At 72.2% G+C, this 20,961-nt stretch carries 22 protein-coding genes and 1 pseudogene; 7 read left to right on the top strand and 16 right to left on the bottom strand.

Annotation, left to right across the window (positions count from 1 at the left end; translation table 11 throughout):
- Nucleotides 1-459: C39 family peptidase (locus ACLQ25_RS26360; protein WP_425733477.1), on the top strand; the 459-nt coding region annotated here is incomplete at its 5' end.
- 99 nt (nucleotides 460-558) lie between these two features.
- On the opposite strand, the gene ACLQ25_RS26355 is transcribed toward ACLQ25_RS26360, so the two are convergent.
- Nucleotides 559-1,254 carry a DedA family protein gene (locus ACLQ25_RS26355; protein ID WP_425733476.1) on the bottom strand — a complete coding sequence of 232 codons (696 nt, stop codon included), beginning with the start codon at nucleotides 1,252-1,254 and terminating at the stop codon, nucleotides 559-561.
- Between the two features lie 260 nt (nucleotides 1,255-1,514).
- Here ACLQ25_RS26355 and ACLQ25_RS26350 point away from each other — a divergent pair, with 260 nt between their 5' ends.
- On the top strand, nucleotides 1,515-4,367 hold the full coding sequence (locus tag ACLQ25_RS26350; RefSeq protein WP_425733475.1) for an aconitate hydratase: 2,853 nt from the start codon (nucleotides 1,515-1,517) through the stop codon (nucleotides 4,365-4,367).
- 77 nt (nucleotides 4,368-4,444) lie between these two features.
- Here the strand turns inward: ACLQ25_RS26350 and ACLQ25_RS26345 are convergent, their stop codons facing one another.
- The 3 genes from ACLQ25_RS26345 to ACLQ25_RS26335 are packed head-to-tail and all read right to left on the bottom strand — an operon-like array spanning nucleotide 4,445 to nucleotide 5,340.
- Entirely contained in the window at nucleotides 4,445-4,717 is a 273-nt protein-coding gene (locus tag ACLQ25_RS26345; RefSeq protein WP_425733474.1) for a DivIVA domain-containing protein, read from the bottom strand.
- 46 nt (nucleotides 4,718-4,763) lie between these two features.
- Nucleotides 4,764-5,168 (bottom strand): hypothetical protein, encoded by a 405-nt coding sequence (locus ACLQ25_RS26340; protein WP_425733473.1) that lies wholly within the window; start codon nucleotides 5,166-5,168, stop codon nucleotides 4,764-4,766.
- Entirely contained in the window at nucleotides 5,155-5,340 is a 186-nt protein-coding gene (locus ACLQ25_RS26335) for a hypothetical protein (RefSeq protein ID WP_425733472.1), read from the bottom strand. The genes ACLQ25_RS26340 and ACLQ25_RS26335 overlap by 14 nt, the downstream gene beginning before the upstream one ends.
- Nucleotides 5,341-5,536: 196 nt before the next feature.
- Here ACLQ25_RS26335 and ACLQ25_RS26330 point away from each other — a divergent pair, with 196 nt between their 5' ends.
- Together ACLQ25_RS26330 and ACLQ25_RS26325 are read left to right on the top strand one after the other, a co-directional pair.
- Nucleotides 5,537-5,761 carry a winged helix-turn-helix domain-containing protein gene (locus ACLQ25_RS26330; RefSeq protein ID WP_421472149.1) on the top strand — a complete coding sequence of 75 codons (225 nt, stop codon included), beginning with the start codon at nucleotides 5,537-5,539 and terminating at the stop codon, nucleotides 5,759-5,761.
- A gap of 3 nt (nucleotides 5,762-5,764) precedes the next feature.
- Nucleotides 5,765-5,911: pseudogene (locus ACLQ25_RS26325) on the top strand (DUF397 domain-containing protein); the annotation flags it as partial.
- Between the two features lie 210 nt (nucleotides 5,912-6,121).
- On the opposite strand, the gene ACLQ25_RS26320 reads toward ACLQ25_RS26325, so the two are convergent.
- The 9 genes from ACLQ25_RS26320 to ACLQ25_RS26280 form a co-directional block, all read right to left on the bottom strand.
- A complete protein-coding gene (locus ACLQ25_RS26320; RefSeq protein ID WP_425733471.1) occupies nucleotides 6,122-7,369 on the bottom strand; it encodes an RNA polymerase sigma factor in 1,248 nt (415 codons plus the stop codon).
- 4 nt (nucleotides 7,370-7,373) lie between these two features.
- Nucleotides 7,374-7,709: a YciI family protein gene (locus ACLQ25_RS26315; protein ID WP_425733470.1), complete on the bottom strand. Its 336-nt coding sequence runs from the start codon at nucleotides 7,707-7,709 to the stop codon at nucleotides 7,374-7,376.
- An 83-nt stretch (nucleotides 7,710-7,792) separates the two neighbouring features.
- A complete protein-coding gene (locus tag ACLQ25_RS26310; protein WP_355053540.1) occupies nucleotides 7,793-8,404 on the bottom strand; it encodes a GTP-binding protein in 612 nt (203 codons plus the stop codon).
- Complete coding sequence (locus ACLQ25_RS26305) at nucleotides 8,385-8,771, bottom strand: DUF742 domain-containing protein (protein WP_425733469.1); 387 nt, start codon at nucleotides 8,769-8,771, stop codon at nucleotides 8,385-8,387. The genes ACLQ25_RS26310 and ACLQ25_RS26305 overlap by 20 nt, the downstream gene beginning before the upstream one ends.
- Before the next feature lie 5 nt (nucleotides 8,772-8,776).
- Nucleotides 8,777-9,199: a roadblock/LC7 domain-containing protein gene (locus ACLQ25_RS26300; RefSeq protein WP_357134351.1), complete on the bottom strand. Its 423-nt coding sequence runs from the start codon at nucleotides 9,197-9,199 to the stop codon at nucleotides 8,777-8,779.
- Nucleotides 9,200-9,290: 91 nt separating this feature from the next.
- Nucleotides 9,291-11,843: a nitrate- and nitrite sensing domain-containing protein gene (locus ACLQ25_RS26295; protein WP_425733468.1), complete on the bottom strand. Its 2,553-nt coding sequence runs from the start codon at nucleotides 11,841-11,843 to the stop codon at nucleotides 9,291-9,293.
- 124 nt (nucleotides 11,844-11,967) lie between these two features.
- The gene (locus tag ACLQ25_RS26290) at nucleotides 11,968-13,572 is read right to left on the bottom strand and encodes a prenyltransferase (protein WP_425733467.1); all 1,605 of its coding nucleotides are present in this window, start codon (nucleotides 13,570-13,572) and stop codon (nucleotides 11,968-11,970) included.
- Nucleotides 13,565-14,482, bottom strand: coding sequence for a terpene synthase family protein (locus ACLQ25_RS26285; protein ID WP_425733466.1), 918 nt, complete (start codon nucleotides 14,480-14,482; stop codon nucleotides 13,565-13,567). The genes ACLQ25_RS26290 and ACLQ25_RS26285 overlap by 8 nt, the downstream gene beginning before the upstream one ends.
- Nucleotides 14,479-15,816 (bottom strand): cytochrome P450, encoded by a 1,338-nt coding sequence (locus ACLQ25_RS26280; RefSeq protein WP_425733481.1) that lies wholly within the window; start codon nucleotides 15,814-15,816, stop codon nucleotides 14,479-14,481. Before ACLQ25_RS26280 ends, ACLQ25_RS26285 begins: the two co-directional genes overlap by 4 nt.
- A gap of 463 nt (nucleotides 15,817-16,279) precedes the next feature.
- Here ACLQ25_RS26280 and ACLQ25_RS26275 point away from each other — a divergent pair, with 463 nt between their 5' ends.
- Nucleotides 16,280-16,528, top strand: coding sequence for a DUF2630 family protein (locus tag ACLQ25_RS26275; RefSeq protein WP_425733465.1), 249 nt, complete (start codon nucleotides 16,280-16,282; stop codon nucleotides 16,526-16,528).
- A 49-nt stretch (nucleotides 16,529-16,577) separates the two neighbouring features.
- Here ACLQ25_RS26275 and ACLQ25_RS26270 read toward each other — a convergent pair whose 3' ends face one another.
- The 3 genes from ACLQ25_RS26270 to ACLQ25_RS26260 all read right to left on the bottom strand — a co-directional run bounded on the left by ACLQ25_RS26270 (nucleotide 16,578) and on the right by ACLQ25_RS26260 (nucleotide 19,294).
- Nucleotides 16,578-17,510, bottom strand: coding sequence for an RIO1 family regulatory kinase/ATPase (locus ACLQ25_RS26270; RefSeq protein WP_425733464.1), 933 nt, complete (start codon nucleotides 17,508-17,510; stop codon nucleotides 16,578-16,580).
- Nucleotides 17,511-17,724: 214 nt separating this feature from the next.
- The gene (locus tag ACLQ25_RS26265; protein ID WP_425733463.1) at nucleotides 17,725-18,369 is read right to left on the bottom strand and encodes an HAD family hydrolase; all 645 of its coding nucleotides are present in this window, start codon (nucleotides 18,367-18,369) and stop codon (nucleotides 17,725-17,727) included.
- Between the two features lie 64 nt (nucleotides 18,370-18,433).
- On the bottom strand, nucleotides 18,434-19,294 hold the full coding sequence (locus tag ACLQ25_RS26260; protein WP_425733462.1) for a carbon-nitrogen hydrolase family protein: 861 nt from the start codon (nucleotides 19,292-19,294) through the stop codon (nucleotides 18,434-18,436).
- Between the two features lie 77 nt (nucleotides 19,295-19,371).
- Here ACLQ25_RS26260 and ACLQ25_RS26255 point away from each other — a divergent pair, with 77 nt between their 5' ends.
- Nucleotides 19,372-19,944: a TetR/AcrR family transcriptional regulator gene (locus ACLQ25_RS26255; RefSeq protein ID WP_184176807.1), complete on the top strand. Its 573-nt coding sequence runs from the start codon at nucleotides 19,372-19,374 to the stop codon at nucleotides 19,942-19,944.
- Nucleotides 19,945-20,048: 104 nt separating this feature from the next.
- On the top strand, nucleotides 20,049-20,927 hold the full coding sequence (locus ACLQ25_RS26250; protein ID WP_425733461.1) for a TIGR04222 domain-containing membrane protein: 879 nt from the start codon (nucleotides 20,049-20,051) through the stop codon (nucleotides 20,925-20,927).
- The last annotated feature ends 34 nt before the right edge of the window (nucleotides 20,928-20,961 follow it).

Raw genomic sequence — 20,961 nt, 5'->3', positions numbered from 1 at the left:
GGCCCGGCCGCTACCCGTAACGCCCTGAGTGTGCAGGGCAAGGACATCAGCGTGGACGCGATGGCCAAGGAGATGGGCACCACCGAGGCCGGCACCAACAGCATCAACGACATCACCCCGGTGCTGAACAAGGAGACCGGTAAGCCCGACGCCTACCACAGCGTGGAGATCAGCAAGCCCGACGCCGACGCCACCCAGACCGACAAGTTGCGCGCCGACATCGTCAAGACCGTCGACGACGGTCGGGCCGTGGTCGCGAACATCGCCGGCACCAGCGTCGACACCGACGGCAACACCCACTCCTTCGAGGGCGGGCACTACATCAGCGTCGTGGGCTACTCCGATGACGGCAACACCGTGCGCATCGCCGACTCCGCCGATGCGAACACCGCCGCCTACGACATCACCGCCGAGCACCTCGCCGACTGGATCGCCACCCGCGGCTACGCCACCAGCTGACCACCAACGACAAGGGCCGGACCCCACCACGGGGGTCCGGCCCTTTCGTCGTACCCCGTTCCGGGATCTTCCTGCCGGCGCGAGCCGGCGCCATGTGCGCTACCGGTGTCGGGACTGCGCCAGTGCCGGGTCGACCGGCTGCTCCGAATCGGTGGCCGACGCAGGCTCGCCTGACGGCTCCGGCTCGGCGGCCTCCAGACGGTGGGCACGTCGGCGCAGCCACCACGTGCTGCCCAGGCCGGCCAGCACCGCGAGGACAAGGCCGGCCCAGGAGATGTCCTTGAGCCAGTGCTCGGCCGCCCGACCGACGCTGAACAGCAGGTACGTGGTGCCGAACGCCCAGACCAGCCCACCGGCGGCGTTGGCCACCAGGAACCGCCGGTACGGCACGTGCAGGGCCCCGGCGAGCGGGCCGGCCAGGATGCGCAGCAGCGCCACGAACCGGCCGAAGAACACCGCCCACACACCGTGCCGGGCGAAGCTCTGCTCGGCGCGGGCGAGTTGGGCGGGGCCGAGATGACGGGGGAAGCGTCGGCCCAGCCGGGCGAGCAGCGGACGTCCACCGCGACGACCCACCGCGTACCCGATGGAGTCACCCACGATCGCTCCGGTCGCGGCGGCCGTCGCCACCCACTCCGGTTCCACCACTCCGGTGGCCGCGAGCAGTGCGGAGCTGACCAGGACGATCTCACCGGGCAGGGGCACGCCCATGCTCTCCACGCCGATCACCCCGGCGACGAGCAGGTAGACCGCGATCGGCGGCAGCGACACGAGCCAGTGCTGGACGTCGAACACGGGTGACCCTCCTCCGGCCGGGCCTCGAACCCTACCCGTGGTCGACGCGGCGGACCGGTCCCTCGACTACTGCCGCACATTCTGTAACGCGTCCTAGGAGGCTAGGGGTGAGAAGTGGCGTGCGGGCCGGTCGGGTTGCGCAAATAGCAAGACGGACGTACGGTTTTGTTTGAGAGCAGAATCGGCGGTAAGTGTTACCTAACCTCGGCGGCGCCCCAGCCGGTGCGACAGACTGCTCAGGACTACTCACGGTCGCTGGTGTGAAGGAGTACGACGTGGCGAGCCTCGACACCTTCGGTGCGAAGACCCAGCTACGCGTCGGAGACGCGAGCTACGAGATTTTCAAGATCGACAAGGTGGACGGCCACGACCGGCTGCCGTACAGCCTGAAGATCCTGCTGGAGAACCTGCTGCGGACCGAGGACGGCGCGAACATCACCGCCGACCACATCCAGCAGCTCGGCGGGTGGGACCCGACCGCCGACCCGAGCGTGGAGATCCAGTTCACCCCGGCGCGGGTGCTCATGCAGGACTTCACCGGCGTGCCCTGCGTGGTCGACCTGGCCACCATGCGCGAGGCCGTCCGCGAGCTGGGCGGCGACGCCACCAAGGTGAACCCCCTCGCCCCCGCCGAGCTGGTCATCGACCACTCGGTCATCGCCGACCTGTTCGGCCGCGAGGACGCGTTCGCCCGCAACGTCGAGCTGGAGTACGAGCGCAACAAGGAGCGCTACCAGTTCCTGCGCTGGGGCCAGACCGCGTTCAACGAGTTCAAGGTCGTCCCGCCGGGCACCGGGATCGTGCACCAGGTCAACATCGAGTACCTGGCCCGTACCATCATGGAACGCGGTGGGCAGGCGTACCCGGACACCGTCGTCGGCACCGACTCGCACACCACGATGGTCAACGGCCTGGGCGTGCTGGGCTGGGGCGTCGGCGGCATCGAGGCCGAGGCCGCGATGCTCGGCCAGCCGGTCAGCATGCTGATCCCCCGGGTCGTCGGCTTCAAGCTCTCCGGCGAGATGCCGGCCGGCACCACCGCCACCGACCTGGTGCTGACCATCACCGAGATGCTGCGTAAGCACGGCGTGGTCGGCAAGTTCGTCGAGTTCTACGGCCCGGGCGTGAGCGCCGTGCCGCTGGCCAACCGGGCCACGATCGGCAACATGTCCCCGGAGTACGGCTCCACCGTGGCGATCTTCCCGATCGACGCCGAGACCATCCGCTACCTGGAGCTGACCGGCCGCGACGCCGCGCAGGTCGCGCTCGTCGAGGCGTACGCCAAGGAGCAGGGCCTCTGGCACGACCCGGCGGCTGAGCCCTCCTACTCGGAGTGCCTCGAGCTGGACCTGGGCACCATCGAGCCGTCGCTCGCCGGCCCGAAGCGCCCGCAGGACCGGGTGCCGCTGGGCAGCGCCAAGACGCTGTTCCGCTCGGCGCTGACCGACTACGTCGCCGACGACTCCACCGGCGAGCGTGACCTCAAGCCGAGCGTGGCCCGCGAGGAGCTGCCCCGCGGCGCGAACGGCCCGGCCGACGAGGCCAGCGCCGAGTCGTTCCCGGCCAGCGACCCGCCGGCCAACGAGTTCAGTGACCCGGCCGACGAGCCGCGCGACCTGGAGACCGCGGCCACCGGCGCGGGTGGTCGGGCCAGCAACCCGATCCGGGTCACCGGCACCGACGGCGTCGAGTACGAGCTGGACCACGGCGCCGTGGTGATCGCCGCCATCACCTCCTGCACCAACACGTCCAACCCGCAGGTGATGATCGGCGCGGCCCTGCTGGCCCGCAACGCGGTCGAGAAGGGCCTGACCCGCAAGCCGTGGGTGAAGACCACCCTGGCCCCGGGCTCGAAGGTCGTCATGGACTACTACGAGCGGGCCGGTCTCACGCCGTACCTGGACAAGCTCGGCTTCAACCTCGTCGGCTACGGCTGCACGACCTGCATCGGCAACTCGGGCCCGCTGCCCGAGGAGGTGTCCGCCGCGGTCAACGAGCACGACCTGTCGGTCGTCTCGGTGCTGTCGGGCAACCGCAACTTCGAGGGCCGGATCAACCCGGACGTCAAGATGAACTACCTGGCGTCCCCGCCGCTGGTCGTCGCGTACGCCCTCGCCGGCACCATGGACATCGACCTGGCCAACGAGCCGATCGGTGAGGACACCGAGGGCAACCCGGTCTACCTGCGGGAGATCTGGCCGAACAGCGCCGAGATCCAGGACGTCATCGCCCAGGCGATCGGCGCGACCGGCTTCAGCGCCGCGTACGCCGACGTCTTCGCCGGTGACGAGCGGTGGCAGTCGCTGCCCACCCCGACCGGCGACACCTTCGCCTGGGACAGCGACTCGACCTACGTGCGTAAGCCCCCGTACTTCGAGGGCATGCAGCAGGAGCCGAGCGCGGTCGTCGACATCTCCGGCGCGCGGGTGCTGGCCAAGCTGGGTGACTCGGTGACCACCGACCACATCTCGCCGGCCGGCGCGATCAAGGCGGACTCCCCCGCCGGCAGCTACCTGGCCGAGCACGGCGTGCCGCGCCACGAGTTCAACTCGTACGGCTCGCGCCGGGGCAACCACGAGGTGATGATCCGGGGCACCTTCGCCAACATCCGGCTGCGTAACCAGCTGGTGCCCGGGGTGGAGGGCGGCTTCACCGTCAACCACCTCACCGGCGAGCAGACCTCGATCTACGACGCCTCGATGGCCTACCAGGAGGCCGGCATCCCGCTGGTCATCCTGGCCGGCAAGGAGTACGGCTCGGGCTCGTCGCGGGACTGGGCGGCCAAGGGCACGATGCTGCTGGGCGTCCGGGCGGTCATCGCCGAGTCGTACGAGCGGATCCACCGCTCCAACCTCATCGGCATGGGCGTGCTGCCGCTGCAGTTCCCGGTGGACGTCACCGCCGAGTCGCTGGGCCTCACCGGCACCGAGATGTTCACCATCACCGGTGTGACGGCCCTGAACGACGGCGAGACCCCGCGCACGGTGACGGTCACGACCGACACGGGCGTGGAGTTCGAGGCCGTCGTGCGGATCGACACCCCGGGTGAGGCGGACTACTACCGCCACGGCGGCATCCTGCAGTACGTGCTGCGCCGCATGATCGCCAACTGATCACGTAGGGCTGGGCAAAGGCCGCTCCCGCTTCGGCGGGGGCGGCCTTCGCCGTCAGGGCCGAGGAGGGTTTGCCGTCAGAGCACGGGCGGGATGCCCGTTGGTGACGCCGGTCCGTCGTGCGTGTCCGGAAGCGCGAGGGCAGCAAGCCGTTGGTCTATCGCCGCATCCACCTGCCACATGTCGTAGCCACGTAGCCGCCGTCGAAAGCTGGCCGCCCGAAGCGCGTCGCGCGCGGCAGCCCGCGCGAGAGCGCTGTCAGCAGTCAGAGCCTCATCGACCTTCGCAAAGAGACTCTCGACCTGACGCATGTCGTAACCACGCAGAGCGAGTTCGAACGGCAATGTCATGCGGCCACCGTATCGGTCGCCGGCTCGTGTCCGATGGGGTGAGCGCTCAGCGCAGCCGCAGTGCGACCGCCCGGGCCTCCTCGTCGGTGAGGGGCAGGAACCAGAGAAAACGGCGGACGATGGCGACCGGGTCGGGGCCGCCCGGCCGGCCGCGCAGGTCGCGGGCTGCCCGGCGGGTGATCCGCGAGAACTCGGGGATCAGGGTCGCCCGTCGGGCGGCGTCCGTCGGGGTCGCGCGCAGCGTCGGGCAGGGCCAGTCCTGCCCGCAGGCGTCGCATATCCAGGAAGGACCATCGGCGGCGTGCGCGGCCGGCGGCCCGCACCGGGGGCGCCAGCGCGATTCGGGTACGATGTCCGGCGCGCGGTACGACCGCTGGCGTGGTCCGGTCGGGTCGGCTGTCGCCGAACGGGGCCAGGGCAGCCGGCCGCTCGCATCCTCAGAGGAAGACACGGCAGCGCGACCCGTGCTCGCTGAGGGTCTGGGCCAGCTCGGACAGCGCCGTGAAACGCTCAACCGGCAGCGCATCGCCGCACTCTCCACACTCGATCCGCTCGGTCCGGATCGGCCATCGCCACGCATCGACGTTGACGGGCACCTGCATCGGCTTCTCCTCGGGCAGCACCGGCACCACCTCCACACGACGGGCGGGACGCCCGCCTCCTTGTCACGAGGCGGGACGCCCCTTTCTCCGGCAGCGACCCGTGCCGACCCGATGTCCACCAGGGGCCACGCCTTACTTCCCCAGAGTAGTGCCAGTAGTGCCAGTAAGGCAAGCGGTGCCATAGGTGCAAGCAGGGTTCGAATGGGTAGGAAGGACGATGACGTCCGTGCCCATCCCGTACACGGCCCGAGAGATCGAGGACGACCTGACTCGACGGATCGCCGCCGGGGAGTTCCGACCGGGCTCACGCCTGCCTACGTACGACGCGCTGGCCCAGGAGTACGGGTCAGCCCGACGGACGGTCGCCCGTGCCGTGGACGCGCTCAAGTCTCGCGGACTTGTGGTCGGCGTGCCGGGCTCAGGAACCTTCGTAGCGGAGTAGCGCGTCGAGGTGACCGACAACCTCGCGGGCCTCATCGGCGTACGAGACTCCAAGGACCCGACCGGCCCGGCGCTCGCCCTCGACCCGGCGACCTGGAGTGCGCCGAGGGAGAAGATCGCGCCGATCTTGCACTTTCTGTTGTCAACATGAGTGGTGATACCCCTTTTGCCGGGACAGAAAGTGCAAGATCGCGGAGCGGGGGCGGTACCGGCCCGGCGATCATGGGGTTGTGGTGCCTGGTTTGGGGTTGTGCGGGGTCTTTGTTACCCACCGCAACTCCATGATCGACGAGGCGGGGCGAGGCGGGGCGGGGCGGTGGGGGCATCGGCGGGGCGGGGCGGTGGGGGTGCGGGCGGTTCGTTAGCGAGACAGCTCGTCCGCCCGGTCGAGCAGTGCGCTGCGCTCGGCGGCCGAGTCGACGCCAGCCGCCGCCTCCCGGAACAGGGTGGCCGCGCGGCTCCGTTCGCCCTGCCGGGCCACCAGGTCGGCCTCCACCGCCACCGCGAGCGGGTTGCCGGACAGCCCACCCTCGGCACGCGCCTCGTCGAGCAGGGCCAGCCCGGCGGCCGGCCCGTACGCGTAGCCGTGCGCGACCGCACGGTTGAGCGCGATCACCGGTGAGGGCCGGATGTCGGCCAGCGCGTCGTAGGCCCGCGCGATCGTGGGCCAGTCGGTGGCGTCGACGGACGGCGCGGTGGCGTGGCAGGCCGCGATCCGGGCCTGCCACGCGTACGGCCCGTCGGCGCGTACCCGGGCAAGAGCCGCCTGGCCCTCGGCGATGGCCGCGCGGTCCCACCGCGCGCGGTCCTGCCGCCCAAGGGTGAGCAGGTTGCCGGCGGCGTCCCGACGGGCGTCCCGGCGGGAGTGCTGGAACAGCAGCAGCGCCCGCAGCGCCGCGACCTCGGACTGCTCCGGCATCAACGCGTCCAGCAGCCGGGCCAGCCGCACGGCCTCGTCGGCGAACGCCGGTTCGCCGTCGGGGACGTAGCCGCGGGTGAAGAGCAGGTACAGCACGGCGAGCACGCCCGGCAGGCGTTCGGCCAGCGCCGGTCCGCTCGGCACCCGGTACGGGATGCCGGCCTGCGCGATCCGGGTCCGGGCACGGGTCAGCCGGCGGGTCATCGTCGACTCGCTGACCAGCAGGAGGCGGGCGATGTCGGCGGTCGGCACCCCGCAGACGGTCCGCAGCGTCAGCGCCACCCGGGCGTCGAGGGCGAGCGCCGGGTGGCAGCAGGTGAAGACGAGTCTCAAGCGGTCGTCGTCGACGTCGTGCTCGGGCCGCGCGTCAGTCGGCGCGAGCAGCGCCAGGTCGTGCAGCTTGCGGCGCTCCACGGTGGCCCGACGCAGCACGTCGATCGCGCGGTTGCGGGCCACCGTCATGAGCCAGCCACCGGGATTGACCGGCACGCCGTCGACTCGCCAGCGCTCCAGCGCGACGGCCAGGGACTCCTGGGCGCAGTCCTCGACCAACGCCCAGTCCCCGGTCAGTCGGATCAGGGTCGCGACGATCCGGGGGTACGCGTCCACGCCGGCGGCCGCGACGGCCCGCGCCGCCGCGGCCGAGCCGACGCGGTCGGGCGCACCGGTCGTGGTGTCGGTGCCGGTCATCCGCTCAGCTGGACAGGGCGTCGAACGGGCGCAGCTCCAGCCGCCCCTCCCGGGCCATCGGGTGGGTACGGGCCACCTCGATCGCTTCGTCCACGTCGGCGCAGTCGAGCAGGTCGAAGCCCACGATCACCTCGGCGGTCTCCGCGAACGGCCCCTCGGAGACCAGCAGCTCGCCGTCACGGACACGGACCGTGGTGGCCGCGCTGGTCGGCGCCAGCACGTTGCCGGTCAGGCGGCGGCCCCGCGCGTCGTTGCCGGCCACCCACTTGTGAATGTCGGGCAGCTCGGTCGGGTCGGTATCCGGTGCGGTGTCGCTGCAGACGAACATCATGAACTTCATCGGTCGCTCCCTGTCGCTCGGGTTGTCGCCAGCATGACGAGCGGACAGGAGCGATCCGGACAGCCTCTCAGAGAAAACCTCGATCAGTCTCCGCTGGCGGCGCGGCGACGGGCCTCACGGGTCTTCATGGCGTGTTCCATGAGGGTCACCAGCACCTCCTTGCTGGACTCCCGCTGACGCGCGTCGCAGAGCAGCACCGGTACGCCCGGGTCGAGGTTCAGCGCGGTCTGCACCTCGTCGAGCCGGTACTGACGCGCGCCCTCGAAGCAGTTGACCGCCACGACGAACGGGGTGCCCCGGCCCTCGAAGTAGTCGATCGACGGGAAGCAGTCGGCCAGCCGACGGGTGTCGGCCAGGACGACGGCGCCGATCGCGCCCAACGCCAGCTCGTCCCAGACGAACCAGAACCGGTCCTGACCGGGCGTGCCGAACAGGTAGAGCACGAGGTCGTCGCTGATGGTGATCCGGCCGAAGTCCATCGCCACCGTGGTGGTGGTCTTGCCCTCCACCCCGGACAGGTCGTCGATGCCGACGCCGGTCTCGGTCAGCACCTCCTCGGTGCGCAACGGCCGGGTCTCGCTCACGGCTCCGACCATGGTGGTCTTGCCCACGCCGAAACCACCGGCGACCAGGATCTTGATCGCGGTGGGCAGTGGCGTCGCTCCCGCCGGCCGGTCAGAGTGCCCGTAGTCCATTGATTACCGCCTCGAAGATGCTGTTGTCGGGAAGGCCGGCCGTGGTGTGCGGCTCGCGTACCTGCACGAGGTTGCGGGCCGCCAGGTCGCCGAGGAGCACCCGGATGGTTCCCACCGGCAGGTCGAGGTGGGCCGCGATCTCGGCGACGGACTGTATTCGCTGGCACAGGCCGACGATCGCCAGGTGCTCAGGACCGATCCCGATCTCCGGCGACACGTCGGCGCGGGTCGCGGTGACCAGGGAGATCAGGTCGAACGTGCCGGTGATCGGGCGGGCCCGCCCACGTGTCACCGCGTACGGGCGCACCACCGGGCCCGCATGGTCATCCACCCACTGATGCTCTGCGGACTCTCCCTGCACCGTCATGGCCGTTACCTCTCGCCAGCCGACTGTTCGGCGCTCCGCGACGGGGAGGCCACGTACTTGCCGACGCGGGTGACGAGCATCGCCATCTCGTACGCGATGAGACCGACGTCGGCGTCCTCGGTGGCGAGGACGGCCAGGCAGGCGTTGCGGCCGGCGGCGGTCACGAACAGGAACGAGGACTGCATCTCGATGATGGTCTGCTGCACCTGCCCGCCGCCGAAGCGCTTGCCGGCGCCCCGGGCCAGGCTCTGGATACCGGCCGCCATCGCCGCGAGGTGCTCGCCGTCGTCCCGGTTCAGCCCCTGCGAGGAAGCCATCAACAACCCGTCGGTGGAGAGCGCGACCGCATGCTCGGCCTGCTTCACCCGGCCCACCAGATCATCCAGCAACCACGTCAGGTCGGCACTTGAAGCCGTCTTCTGGGCCACTTCGTCGTCCTCTTCTCGCCCGGCAGTTGCGCCGTATTCGTCTTGGGCTTGACCGTCACACCACGCGGGAACCCGCAGCGCCGGTGCTCGGTCAGGTGGCTTGCGGTTCCTCGTCGGTCGGGTCGGGCGTCGCGCCCGACGGGCCGCCGAGCAGCCGCGCCGCGTCGGTCCGACCGCGCCGGGTGCCGGTCTGATAGGAGCTCATCATCCGGCGTACCTGCTCGGGTGGCCGTACCACGTCCTCCTCGTCGGACTCGGTTGCCGCCGGGTCGTCGCGCAGCTCGGGCACGATGTTCGCCTGGCGGACGCGGACCGGCAGTCCGGAGCCGGTGCGGTCCGTCTCGGTCCGCGCCGGGACCGGCCCGCCGTCGGCGCTCGACTCGCTGCCACCGGTGCCGGCCCGCTCCACGGCGGGCAGGCCGGTCGGCACCGTCGGGCCCTCCAGGGCCGGCTGGCCCAGGACACGCCGGGCCCGGGTCGGCAGGTCCGCCGCCGCGGTCCGCTGGCGGGTGGGGAGTACGACGTCCTTGTCGCCCTCGTCCGTCTGCTCGGTGGTGGTACTGCTCTCCGTCAGCGCCGGGGCGACCGGGATGACCGGCTGCGCCGCGCCTGGGGCGCTGGTGTCCGTCGCCGCGGTGGCGACCGCGACCGTCGAGAGGCTGGCGGGACGACCGCCCTCGACGGGGCCGGCGGCGGTCGGGCCGGCCGGCAGCGCGATGGCCGTCGGGCCGGCCGGGATCGCGCCGGAGTCCTGCGGGTCGGTGCCGTTCGCCGTGATCAGCTCCAGCGGGATGAGGACGACGGCGGTGGTGCCGCCGTACGCCGATTCCTTGAGGCGGACCCGCACGCCGTGCCGCTCGGTCAGCCGGCTCACCACGTAGAGACCCAGGCGGGCGGCGTTGGCCAGGTTCAGCTCGGACCGGTCGACGATGCGGTGGTTCGCCGCCGCCAGATCCTCCTCGCTCATGCCGAGGCCCCGGTCCTCGATCTCGATGGCGAACCCGTTCGCCACGAGCTGGCCGCGGACCTCCACGGTCGTGTGCGGCGGCGAGAACGACAGGCCGTTCTCGATCAGCTCGGCGAGCAGGTGGATGATGTCGCCGACCGCCCGGCCGGCGAGCGAGACGGCGCCCAGCGGCAGCACGTTGACGCGGGTGTAGTCCTCCACCTCGGCCACCGCGCCGCGCACGACGTCCACCATGGGGACGTTGCGCCGCCAGGCCCGACCCGGGGTGGAACCGGAGAGCACGATCAGGTTCTCCGCGTTACGCCGCATCCGGGTAGCCAGGTGGTCGACCCGGAACAGGTCCTCCAGCTCCTCCGCGTCGTGCTCGCGCCGCTCCATGGCGTCGAGTAGGGTGAGCTGGCGGTGAACCAGCGCCTGCGTACGTCGGGCCAGGCTGAGGAAGACCTCGCGGACGTTGCGGCGCAGGTCGGCCTGCTCGACGGCGGTGCGCAGGGCGGTCTCCTGGACGGCGTTGAACGCCTTGCCGACCTGGCCGATCTCGTCGGTGCCGAACTCCAGCGGGGGCGCCTCGGTGGCCACGTCGACCTCCTCGCCACGGCCGAGCCGAGCGACCACGCGGGGCAGCCGCTCGTCGGCGAGCTGCCAGGCGGCCTCTCGCAGCCGGTCGAGCTGGCGCAGGAGGGTACGGGCCGTGGTGATCGAGACGACGACCGAGGCGATGACGGCGAGCAGACCCAGGCCGGTGGCGAGCACGAGTCGGACGACGACCATCACGGCCACGCCGGTGGCCCGGCCGACGATGTCGTCGCCGCCGTCGACGACGGCGTCGTTCACCTCGGCGAGCGCCGGCTCGACGGTGCCGCGCCACTGTTCGGAGCCGACCGGCAACTGGGTCGCCGGCCGGCCCTCGCGGATGATGCTGTCCTGTACGGCGCGCAGCCGGCTGAAGGCCTCACCCTCGACGAGCTGTCGGTAGCGGCGCTGATCGGCGTCGGCGAGCCGGGCCTGGGTCTCCTCGCCGAGGAACCGCTCGGCGCCGACCAGGCTGACGTAGCGGGCGTACTCCGGACCGCTGATCCGACCGGTGCCGAAGAGGCCGCTGAGCAGCGCGTCCTCCTGCGAGATCAGCTCCTTCATCCGGTTGAGCTGGATCAGGGCGGCCGCGTCGGCGGCAATCTCCTTGTCGTCGAGGCTGCCGGTGACGTCGTAGATTCGGAAGATCGATTCGATGGCGTCCGTGTAGGCGTCCGCGGCGGCGATCCGGTCGACCTTGCGGCCCAGCACGTCGGCCCGGGTCTGCTTCAACTCGTTGATCTGCGCGATCGTGTCGTCGAGCTGGACGTCGAGGGCCGAACTGCCGGCCACGTTGACCTGCCAGTTGCGGACCGAGTCGGCGAAATCGTCCGCCAGTTGGGTGGCCTTGCGCTGCTCGGTCTCCAGGGCCGCGCGCTGCGCGGCGTCGGGGTTGCTGAGGTACGCCTGGGTCAGCCGCCGCTCGAGCTGAAGCTCCTGCAGCAGGGGTTCGCTGGGCGCGTAGACCTTGCTGTTGAGCAGCTGGACACCGAGCAGGTTGAAACCGTCCCGCAGGGTGACCCACGCCGCGAACATCCAGAGCGCGACCAGGGAGAGCAGCAGGGCGACAACCTTGGTGCGGATACTCGTACCGCGAGAACGCATTGAACCGTCCCAGGCAGGGCGTTGACTCAGCTCATCAACGGGTGATCATGGAGGACAACGTCCCGCCACGGCGGGGCGTACGGGGCTGAGGCTCTGCGTACGCTAGCAGTGTCCACACAACCCCTCAAGTCGCTGTTTTTGTTGCCTGGTAACCACAATCCACCACCGAACGGTCGACCCCGCCCAGATGGACCGAGGCGAGGCGACAGGCAGCCAGGACAGCCGCGCGAACGATCGCGGTAGGACAGTACAGCTCTTTTCCGTACCACAGTGGAGGGTCCGACCGGTCGGACCGTTGGTGGAGATAGGCGTGGCCGCGCGCCACCGCGTCGTCGACCCGGGGCGCTCCGGTCGGCACGGCCACCAGCACCTGCAGGGCGTACGCGGTCTCCTCGGCCGTGCCGTCCCACCTCCCCCACGACCCGTCGGCCCGCTGGCCGTCCAGCACCCAACGGGCCGCCCGGTCGAGCGCCTCGGCCGCCACGCCGCCGCGACCGAACTCCGCCAGGGCCAGCACGCAGCAGGCCGTCGCGTAGTACGGCGAGGCGTGCCACCGGTCCTGCCAGCGGCCGTCGGCGATCTGGTGTGCCGGCAGCACGGCGCTGAGCCGGTCGACCGTCCGGTGGTACCGCGCGTCCGCGCCGGGGTGCCCGGTCACGTACTGGCCGAACGCGTCCAGCACGTGCGCGTTGGTGGTGACCGAGAAGCCGTCCTCACTCCCCGGCCAGGTGCAGAAACCGTCCGCCGTCTCGTACGCCCACAGGCCCGCCGGGTCGGCGGGGCGACCGAGCCGGGCCAGCGCGTCCAACGTGACCGAGGTGGTGTCGGCGTCGGTCGGCAGACCCTCGCCGGTGGCGACGCCCTCGGCGGCGGTGGCGGCGGCCAGGGTGCGCAGCACGGCCGTCGGCGGGTTGACCGCGACACCGGCGCGGCGCAGCCCGCTGAGCACCCAGGCCCGCTCGAACACGGTGATCGGGGTCGGGCACGGCACCGGTCCGTCGGCGTCGCGGATCAGCGTCCGCAGGAACGTGTGCGCGGCGGGACCGGCGTCCGGGCCGGCGGCGTTCAGCCAGGCAGCGGTCGCGGCGGGTGACGCGCCGACGGCGGTGAGGGTCGGCCCGGCGTCGCCCGGTGTCGCGCCCAGCACCTCGTAGAAATGGGCCAGCTTCGCCGGCAGCGGCGCCCCGGCGGCGACCGCGCCGCGTACCGCGCGCAGACGGTCGGGGCCGAGCCCGGCGGGCAGCGCGAGCGGCGGGCGGGGCAACCGGTCGGCGACCGCCCGGTCCAACCGGGTCAACCGCCCGTTGATCGACGCGACCAGGGCGGGGACGATGAGGTCCAGCGCCGGGGTGTCGGGCAGTGCCCGCGCGTGCGTGGCGAGCAGGCGGCCGGTGAGCGCGTCCAGCCCGCGCCGCACCGGGGTGAGCAGGTGCGGACCGGCGGATTTTCCGTCGGCCAGCGCCGCGAGCAGGGCGTCGACCGCGCTGAGTGTGGGCACCAGGGCGTACCCCTCGGGCGGGCCCCACGCTCCGTCGGGGCGCTGCCCGCGCAGCAGGAACCCGATCCGCTGGTGGTGCCCCGGCAGCCAGGGCGCGTCGGAGACCAGCCGGCCGCTCTCGTACACCGAGGGGGCTACCTGTCCCCACGGTCGCAGCGCCAGGCCGGCGATCAGCTCGCGCGCGGCGTCGGTGGCGGGTTGGACCAGCACGTGCCCCAGGCCCTTACTCATCGCGTGCTCCCCAGAAGTCCGAGAGCTGGTAGAAGCCACCCGTGAAGGAGATCTGCCGGTGCAGATAGTCAGCCTGGCGGGGGCAGCGCTCGGCGAGGGCCGTCAGGTCGCCCCGGGACCGGCTGGTCAGCTCGGCGAGCCGGGCGTGCACCCGCGCCGGGTCGTCGACCAGCAGCAGGGCGTTCAGGTCGCCCCACTCGGCGTCCCGCTCGTGCGTGGCGAGGTCGTTGACCAGCCGCAGTACCCGCTGCACGCCACGGCCGGCGTCGAGCAGGTCGGTCAACTGGGCGAGGGTCCTGTCGTCGCCGGTGGCGATCCAGTGGGTGACGTTGACGAAGGAGCAGGCGAGGTTGTCGGCGTTGTCCAGGTAGCGGTCCAGGTCCGGCAGGCGCTGCCCGGTGGTCGGGTCGGTCGGCAGGTTCTTCCAGTCCCACTCCCGCGACACGGCGGCGAGCATCCGGGCCAACTCCTCGCGCCAGATCGGGCGCAGGCGGCGGAACGCCGGCACGGCGGCCAGCTCGTCGCGCAGGTCGGCCAACAGCCGCGCGAGGTGCCGGCCGGGCGGGGGTGCGGCGCCGTCGGCGACCGCCAGGCAGTCGGTCACGATCGCCCGGACGTCGTCCGCCGACCGGGCGAGGTAGTCGACCTGCCAGTCGGCGGCGAAGACCCAGAGCAGGGTACGGGTGGTGATCCGCAGTTCGGCGGCGGTGTGCCACGGCGCGGTGAAAGCGATCGCGGTGGCCACCGAGCTGAGCAGCGCGGCGTCGAACGGCGCGGCGTCGAAGAGTTCCGGGTGGGCGGCGGTGACACCCTGGAGGTCGCGTACGCCTCGTACGGCGAGCGCGCACACCCGGCCCTGCTCGGCGACGGCGTCGGGCCCGGCCTGCACCGGCCACGGCGCGCCGGTCACGAGACGACCGGGCGTTCGACCGGGGTGACGATCAGCTCGGCCCGCTGCTTGGGTTGCAGCGAGGCGCCGAGTCGGGGGGTCAGGCCGACGGGCTCGCGCAACCGGAACCGGTAGCGGCTCAGCACGGTGCTGACGATGAGCTGCGCCTCCAGTAGGAACAGGTACTGCCCGAGGCACTGGTGCGGCCCACCACCGAACGGGAAGTACGAGTAGCGGTAGCGCCGGCGGGGCTTCTCCGGCGCGAAGCGCTCCGGATCGAACAGCGTCGGATCGTCCCAGAAGGTCGACATCCGCTGGGTGACGTACGGGCTGACCAGCACGGTGCCGCCCGCCTTGATCCGCGCACCGCCCAGCACGTCGTCCGCGACGGCGGTACGGGGGATCATCCAACCGGCCGGGTAGAGCCGCAGCATCTCGTCGAGCACCATGCGGCCGTAGCGCAGCTGCGGCAGGTGCTCGCGGCCGACCCGTTCGGAGCCCACCACCCGCTCGATCTCGTCGGTCATCAGCTCGGCCACGTCGGGCCGGGACGCCAGCACCGGCCACAGCCAGGAGAGCAGCGCGATCGTGGTCTCGGTGGCGGTGGAGAACATCGCGACCACGTCGCCGCGGATCGCGTACTCGTCGGGCTCGCTGCCGTCGGCGCGCGGCCGGCAGAGGGTGGAGATGATGTCGTCGCCGTCGGTGGGCCGGGCCCGGGCCTCCCGGATGATCGGCAGCACCACCTCGTCGATGGTCCGCACCGCCTCACGGAAGGGCCGGTCGCCGGGCATCGGCACCGCGTACGGCACGTACGGCACCAGCAGGCGCGGGAGCATCGCGGTGGTGACCGTGTCCAGCGCGGCGCTGATCCGCAGCGCGTCCGGCACCGAGATGCGGTCGGCGAAGAGCACCCGCATGGTGGTCCGCAGCACGATCCGGGTCAGTTCCGCGCCGCCGTCGATCGGGCGGCCGTCGCGGGCCGGCTCCAGCCACTCGTCGACGGCCTCGTTGATCGCCTCGGCCATCCGGTCGACGAGCGTCTCGGCCCGCTTCGCGGTGAACAGGGGTTGCAGCGCGCCGCGGCTGGACTCCCAGACCTCACCCTCGGCGACCAGGATGGCGTCGCCGACGATCCGGCGGACCGGCCGCCACAGCAGCCCCTCCCCGTCGCGGGTGTAGTTGGCAACGTTGTCCCTCAGCACTCGTTGCAGGTGCTCGGGGTGGCTGACGAGGTAGGGACGGAACGAGCCGAGGTTCAGCCGGACGACCTCGCCACCGGCGGCGTCCGCGAAGCCGACGAGCGCGCCGAGCGGATCGCGGACCAGCGCGGGCAGGGCACGACGGAGTGGGATCATCCGGGGTTCGGTGCTGACGGGAGCGGGGCCGGCATCGGACACCTGGGACATGCGCTGTCTCCTCGTCGCCCCGGCGGCCTGGGCGGTCCACTTTGGCCGGTCGGGACTGTGGAATTTTCACCTTCTGGGCGTCGGAAGCATCTCACCTATTCCGGGACACCTCTAGACCTGTGACCGGTGAGATTCGATCGTCGCCCTAGACGAGTATCGATGTCTTGGCTCCGCTTGGTCCTGAGTGGATTGTCAGGCTCCGGCACCGGCGCAGGTCGCACCCGTACATCGATCCGCCGCCACCGTCGGCCGGCCCGGATGACGACGGGCCGGTGGTCGGTCGTCCACCGGACCCGCCGGGGCGGGTCGCGCCCGGGCTATCCCAGAGGGCGGGCAGCGCAGTGAGCAAGGACGCACCGGTACCCCCGAATCCGGGCGATGACGGGCACCCTGTGCCAGGCTCTGTGGCATGGACGACAAGACCATCCTGAACCGGATCTCCGAGCTGGTCGACGAGGAGCACCGGCTGCGCGCGGAGGCCCAGGCCCACGAGTCCGGCACCGAGGGCGAGCCCAGCGAGCGGCTGCGCGCCCTGGAGGAATCCCTCGACCAGTGCTGGGACATGCTGCGCCGCCGCCGGGCCGCCCGCTCCAGCCACGGCGACCCCGACTCGCAGGGCGAACGCCCCAAGCCCGAGGTCGAGCGCTACCTGCAGTGATCGACACGGGCGGGTCGGGCGGCCACCTCGGCCACCCGACCCGCTCCGGTCAGCGGATGCCCGCCTCGCGCAGCAATTCCCCCGTCAGCGCGCCGGGATCGGCCTGTTCGGCGCTCAACCCCCGGGCCACGAACCAGGCGCTGACCACCCGCACGTCGCGGGCCAGGAACTCCGGCCCCTGCGGGTTCGCCACCACGTCGACCACCTGCGGCAGGTCGATCACGACCAGCCGCCCGGAGTGCACGAGCAGGTTGTACGGCGACAGGTCGCCGTGCGCGTAGCCCGCCCGGGCCAGCACGCGCAGCGCCTCGACCAGCTGGCCCCACAGGTCGCGCAGCTCGGCCGGGCCGGGCCGTAGCTGGGCCAGTCGGGGCGCCGCCAGGCCGGACTCGGCGTCGCCGACGAACTCCAACATCAGCTCGGTGCCCCGCACCTGCACGGGGTACGGCACGGTGATCCGGTCGTGGCCGGCGCCGATCTCCCAGAGCCGCGCCAGCGCGGCGAACTCGGCCGCCGCCCACTGCCCGGCGATCATCTGGCGGCCGAAGGCCGTCCGGCCGACCATCGCCCGCATCTCCCGGGAACGCCGCACGCGGCGGCCCTCCAGATAGCCGGCGTCGCGGTGGAACAGCCGATGCTCGGGGTCCCGGTACCGCTTCACCGCCAGCAGGCAGGACCGGTCCGTGTCCGGCACCGCCCGGCGGACCAGGTGGACGTCCGCCTCCTTGCCGGTCTTCAGCACACCCAGCTCGGTGTCCTTGGCGGCCAGTTCGGTGACCAACCAGTCCGGGTACGGCTGTGGCCCGTGCACCGCGTCGTCCCAGGACGACCAGCGTTCGCCGGTGTCGGGATCGGGCTCGGTGTCGGGATCGGCGGGCGGCTCGGTGGGCCGGGCCCGCTTCAGGAACTGTGGGTCGTCGTCGTCGAAGCGGCGCTTGCCGCGGGTCCGGCGCTCCAGCGCCGGAAGGTCATGATCGCGCACTGTGGTGAGGTTCCCTTGATCGAGGCTGAGATAGGCAGCGGAAAGCGACCTGCGAAGACGGCCACGGCCGACCTCCTCTCCTCGAACGGGCGGTACGCCCGGTGCACGATGCGCCGCCATCCTCGCCGCAGCTCGGACGGCGGGTCAACCGAATTACGGTGGGCGTTCCCCGTCGGCCAGGGGCGGAAGCGTCAGCTCGACAGCGGCGGAAGCGTCAGCTCGCGAGGACCGTGGCGACGGCGGCGATCAGCCCGTCCACCGTGCGGCTCGGCGCGAACCGGACGTCCGACCAGGTCCGCCCCCGGTGCAGCCAGACGCTGGGCAGCCCCACCGCGGCGGCGCCGCCGATGTCCGCCTCCGGGCTGTCGCCGACCACCCAGGCGCCGCGCAGCGGCATCCGGACCCGCTGCGCGGCGAGCGCGAAGATCCGCGGGTTGGGCTTGCTGACCCCGGCCTCCTCGGAGATCACCCAGTCGGCGACGTAGCGGTCGAGGCCGGTACGACGGATCTTGGCGTCCTCCAGGCGTACCGCGCCGTTGCACACCACCACGGGCACCCATCCCGCGTCGTCGGCGATGCGCAGCGCGCAGGCGGTCAGCGGATCGAGCCGAGTCTGCGCCACCACCCCGTCGTGCAGCTCCTCCACCAGGTCGATCGAGGGGATACGCAGCTCGTAGCGGTCCCGGATCGCGTCGGCCAGGTCCCAGCGGTCGGTCAACCCGTCCGCGTCGAGCGAGACCAGCCAGTCGATGTCGGTGGGGGGCGCGCCGATGCGGTCCAGGAAGCGCTCACCCCAGCGGCGGAAGGGCCCGGCCCGGTCCAGCAGGGTGTTGTCCAGGTCCAGCAGGAGCAGTGGCACTCGGGCACCCTACGGGACCGACGTGTCCGCCAACAGACCCGCGTGTTTCGACTTCACGACGGGCTTAACCGGTCAGCGACATCCGCGCGCCGCCCTGGCCCGGCAGCAGATCGGCGAGCATCGAATGGGCTGCCCGGGTGTCCGTGAGCACGGCCGGATCGAGGGCCGCCACGAGCGTCTCCGTGCCCTCGTCGGCACCCCGGGCGAGCGCACGTCCCTGCGGGTCGTAGATCGCCGCGCCGCCGTTGAACCGCCACGGGTCACTGCCGCCGACGGCGTTGGCGAAGACCACGAACATCGTGTTGTCCAGTGCCCGCGCCGCGTAGTACAGGTCCCGGCGGTGCTCCGAGCCGGCCAGGTAGCCGCTGGGACACAGGTAGGCGTGCGCGCCGTCGAGCGCGGCGGCCCGACCGTGCTCCGGGAAGCAGCCGTCGTAGCAGATGCCCAGCCCGAGCCGCCAGTCGTCGACGAGCAGCGTGGCGCCCCGCCCGCCAGGGCTGAACAGGTCGCGCTCGTCGCCCCAGAGCTGCTGCTTGTCGTACCCGACCCGGACGGCGCCAGCGCGGTCGACCACGAGGGCGGCGATGGTCCGCCGGTCGTCCGGGTGCCGGACCGCGGCGCCGACCACCACGGTGACCCCGGCGGTCCGTGCCGCGGCGCGCAGCGGGTCGAGCCGACCGTCGGCGACCAGCCCGGCCGGGTCGGCCGCCACGTGGGTGCCGACCGGATCGGCGGCGAGGGTCGGCGGGTGGTACGCGCACAGGTACAGCTCGGGGAGGACGACCACCCGGGCGCCCTGCCCGGCGGCGAGCCGGACCAGCTCGGCGGCGGCCGCCGCGTTGCCGGCGACGTCACCGGGAGCCGGGGTGGCCTGGATGGTGGCGACGGTCAGCGGGCCGGACGGCGCGGGGTACGAGCGGGTCACCGGCGGATCGTAAACGTCGCGTTACCAAGCCGTACGTACGGTTTGCACCGCCCGAGGTGACCTGCGACGATCGAGGTGTGCCCAGAGTAAGTCAGGACCAGCTCGACGCGCGCCGGCAGGAGATCCTTGCCGCGGCCCGGGCGTGTTTCGCCCGACTCGGCTACGAGGGGGCCACCGTCCGCCGCCTCGAGGAGGCCACCGGCCTGTCCCGGGGCGCCATCTTCCACCACTTCCGCGACAAGGACTCCCTCTTCCTCGCCGTCGCGGAGGACGATGCCGCCGCCATGGTCGAAACGGTCGCCCGTAACGGTCTGGTGCAGGTGATGCGCGACCTGCTGGCCCGCGCCGTCTCACCGGACACCACCGGCTGGCTGGGCAGTCAACTGGAGGTGTCCCGCCGGCTGCGCACCGATCCGGCGTTCGCCAGGCGCTGGGCGGAGCGGTCCGCCGCGATCGCCGAGGCGACCCGGGACCGGCTGGCCCGCCAGCGCGACGCCGGGGTGCTGCGCGAGGACGTACCGATCGACGTGCTGGCCCAGTTCCTGGAGCTGGCCTACGACGGCCTGGTGCTGCACCTGGCCATGGGCCGGCCGGCCGGTGACCTGGGCCCGGTGCTGGACCTGGTCGAGGAGGCCGTCCGCCGCCGCTGAGCGGTGTTTCCGCCGCCGCCGACGGCGCGGGTGCCCCGGGCCGTCCGCATGGCGACGGTGCTCCACAATGGGGCCGCCGACCCTTCCGGCGACAGGAGCATCCGATGATCGTCCACGCCGCCTCGGGAGACACCTGGGGTGTCCCCGGTCCGACCTTCCTCCGGCTCTACCTGGTGGCGGCCGTCGTACTGGTCACCATCGCGGTCCTGCACCGGGTACGTCTCGGCACCGGCGCGGAACCCGTCGTCGCCAAGTCGCTCGGTCCGCCGGAGGTCGCCTACCTCAACGGCGGACCGGCCCTCGCGGTGCACGCCGCCCTCGGCGGTCTGCGGCGCAGGGGCGCGATCGACGTCGGTCCGGATCGCCGCCTGCTGACCACCGGTCCGACCCCGAGCAGGCTCACCCAGCTGGAGCAGGCGATCCACGGGGCCGCCCACCAGGGCGTCCGGGCCCGGGACCTCGGGCAGGACCAGCGGGTGGCCGCCGTGCTCGACCAGCTCGGCGCCAGCCTCGAAGGGCGTGGACTGCGCGTGAGCCAGGCGCAGCAGGCCTCCGCACGACAGTGGCGGATCCTCCTCGCCGCCCTGCTGGTGTTCGGCGTCGTACGGCTGTTCGCCGGCCTGGCCAACGGGCGGCCGGTGGGTTTCCTGCTGCTCACCCTCGTCGGCGTGGCGGTGGCGGTGCTGCTGCTCTGGCGGGTTCCCCAGGCCACGCGGGCCGGCCGCAACGCGCTGCGCGACCTGCGGACCCGACACCACCATCTCGCTCCCGACTCGTCCCCCGCGTACGCCACCTACGGCGCGGCCGGCGCGGCGATGGGTGTGGCCCTGTACGGCACGGCGTCGCTGTGGGCCATCGACCCGGGCTTCGCCGCGCAGGCCGAGATCCAGCGCCAGGCGATCGCCAGCAGCGGCTGGTCGTCGGGCGCCGGCACCGGGTCGTCGGGTACGACCGGCAGCTCCTGCGGCGGTGGCAGCTCCTGAGGTGGAGGCGGCGGGTGCGGCGGCGGCGGGTGCG

Source organism: Micromonospora sp. DT44 (assembly GCF_049841635.1).
Classification (GTDB): domain Bacteria; phylum Actinomycetota; class Actinomycetes; order Mycobacteriales; family Micromonosporaceae; genus Micromonospora.
This window is presented reverse-complemented; position numbering and strand designations above follow the sequence as displayed.

Coding starts and splice junctions, on each gene's coding strand:
- ACLQ25_RS26295 (WP_425733468.1), bottom strand. CDS start 11,843: ATGCGTTCTCGCGGTACGAGTATCCGCACCAAGGTTGTCGCCCTGCTG.
- ACLQ25_RS26345 (WP_425733474.1), bottom strand. CDS start 4,717: ATGACATTGCCGTTCGAACTCGCTCTGCGTGGTTACGACATGCGTCAG.
- ACLQ25_RS26330 (WP_421472149.1), top strand. CDS start 5,537: ATGACGTCCGTGCCCATCCCGTACACGGCCCGAGAGATCGAGGACGAC.
- ACLQ25_RS26290 (WP_425733467.1), bottom strand. CDS start 13,572: ATGAGTAAGGGCCTGGGGCACGTGCTGGTCCAACCCGCCACCGACGCC.
- ACLQ25_RS26315 (WP_425733470.1), bottom strand. CDS start 7,709: ATGAAGTTCATGATGTTCGTCTGCAGCGACACCGCACCGGATACCGAC.
- ACLQ25_RS26275 (WP_425733465.1), top strand. CDS start 16,280: ATGGACGACAAGACCATCCTGAACCGGATCTCCGAGCTGGTCGACGAG.
- ACLQ25_RS26250 (WP_425733461.1), top strand. CDS start 20,049: ATGATCGTCCACGCCGCCTCGGGAGACACCTGGGGTGTCCCCGGTCCG.
- ACLQ25_RS26320 (WP_425733471.1), bottom strand. CDS start 7,369: ATGACCGGCACCGACACCACGACCGGTGCGCCCGACCGCGTCGGCTCG.
- ACLQ25_RS26310 (WP_355053540.1), bottom strand. CDS start 8,404: ATGGACTACGGGCACTCTGACCGGCCGGCGGGAGCGACGCCACTGCCC.
- ACLQ25_RS26305 (WP_425733469.1), bottom strand. CDS start 8,771: ATGACGGTGCAGGGAGAGTCCGCAGAGCATCAGTGGGTGGATGACCAT.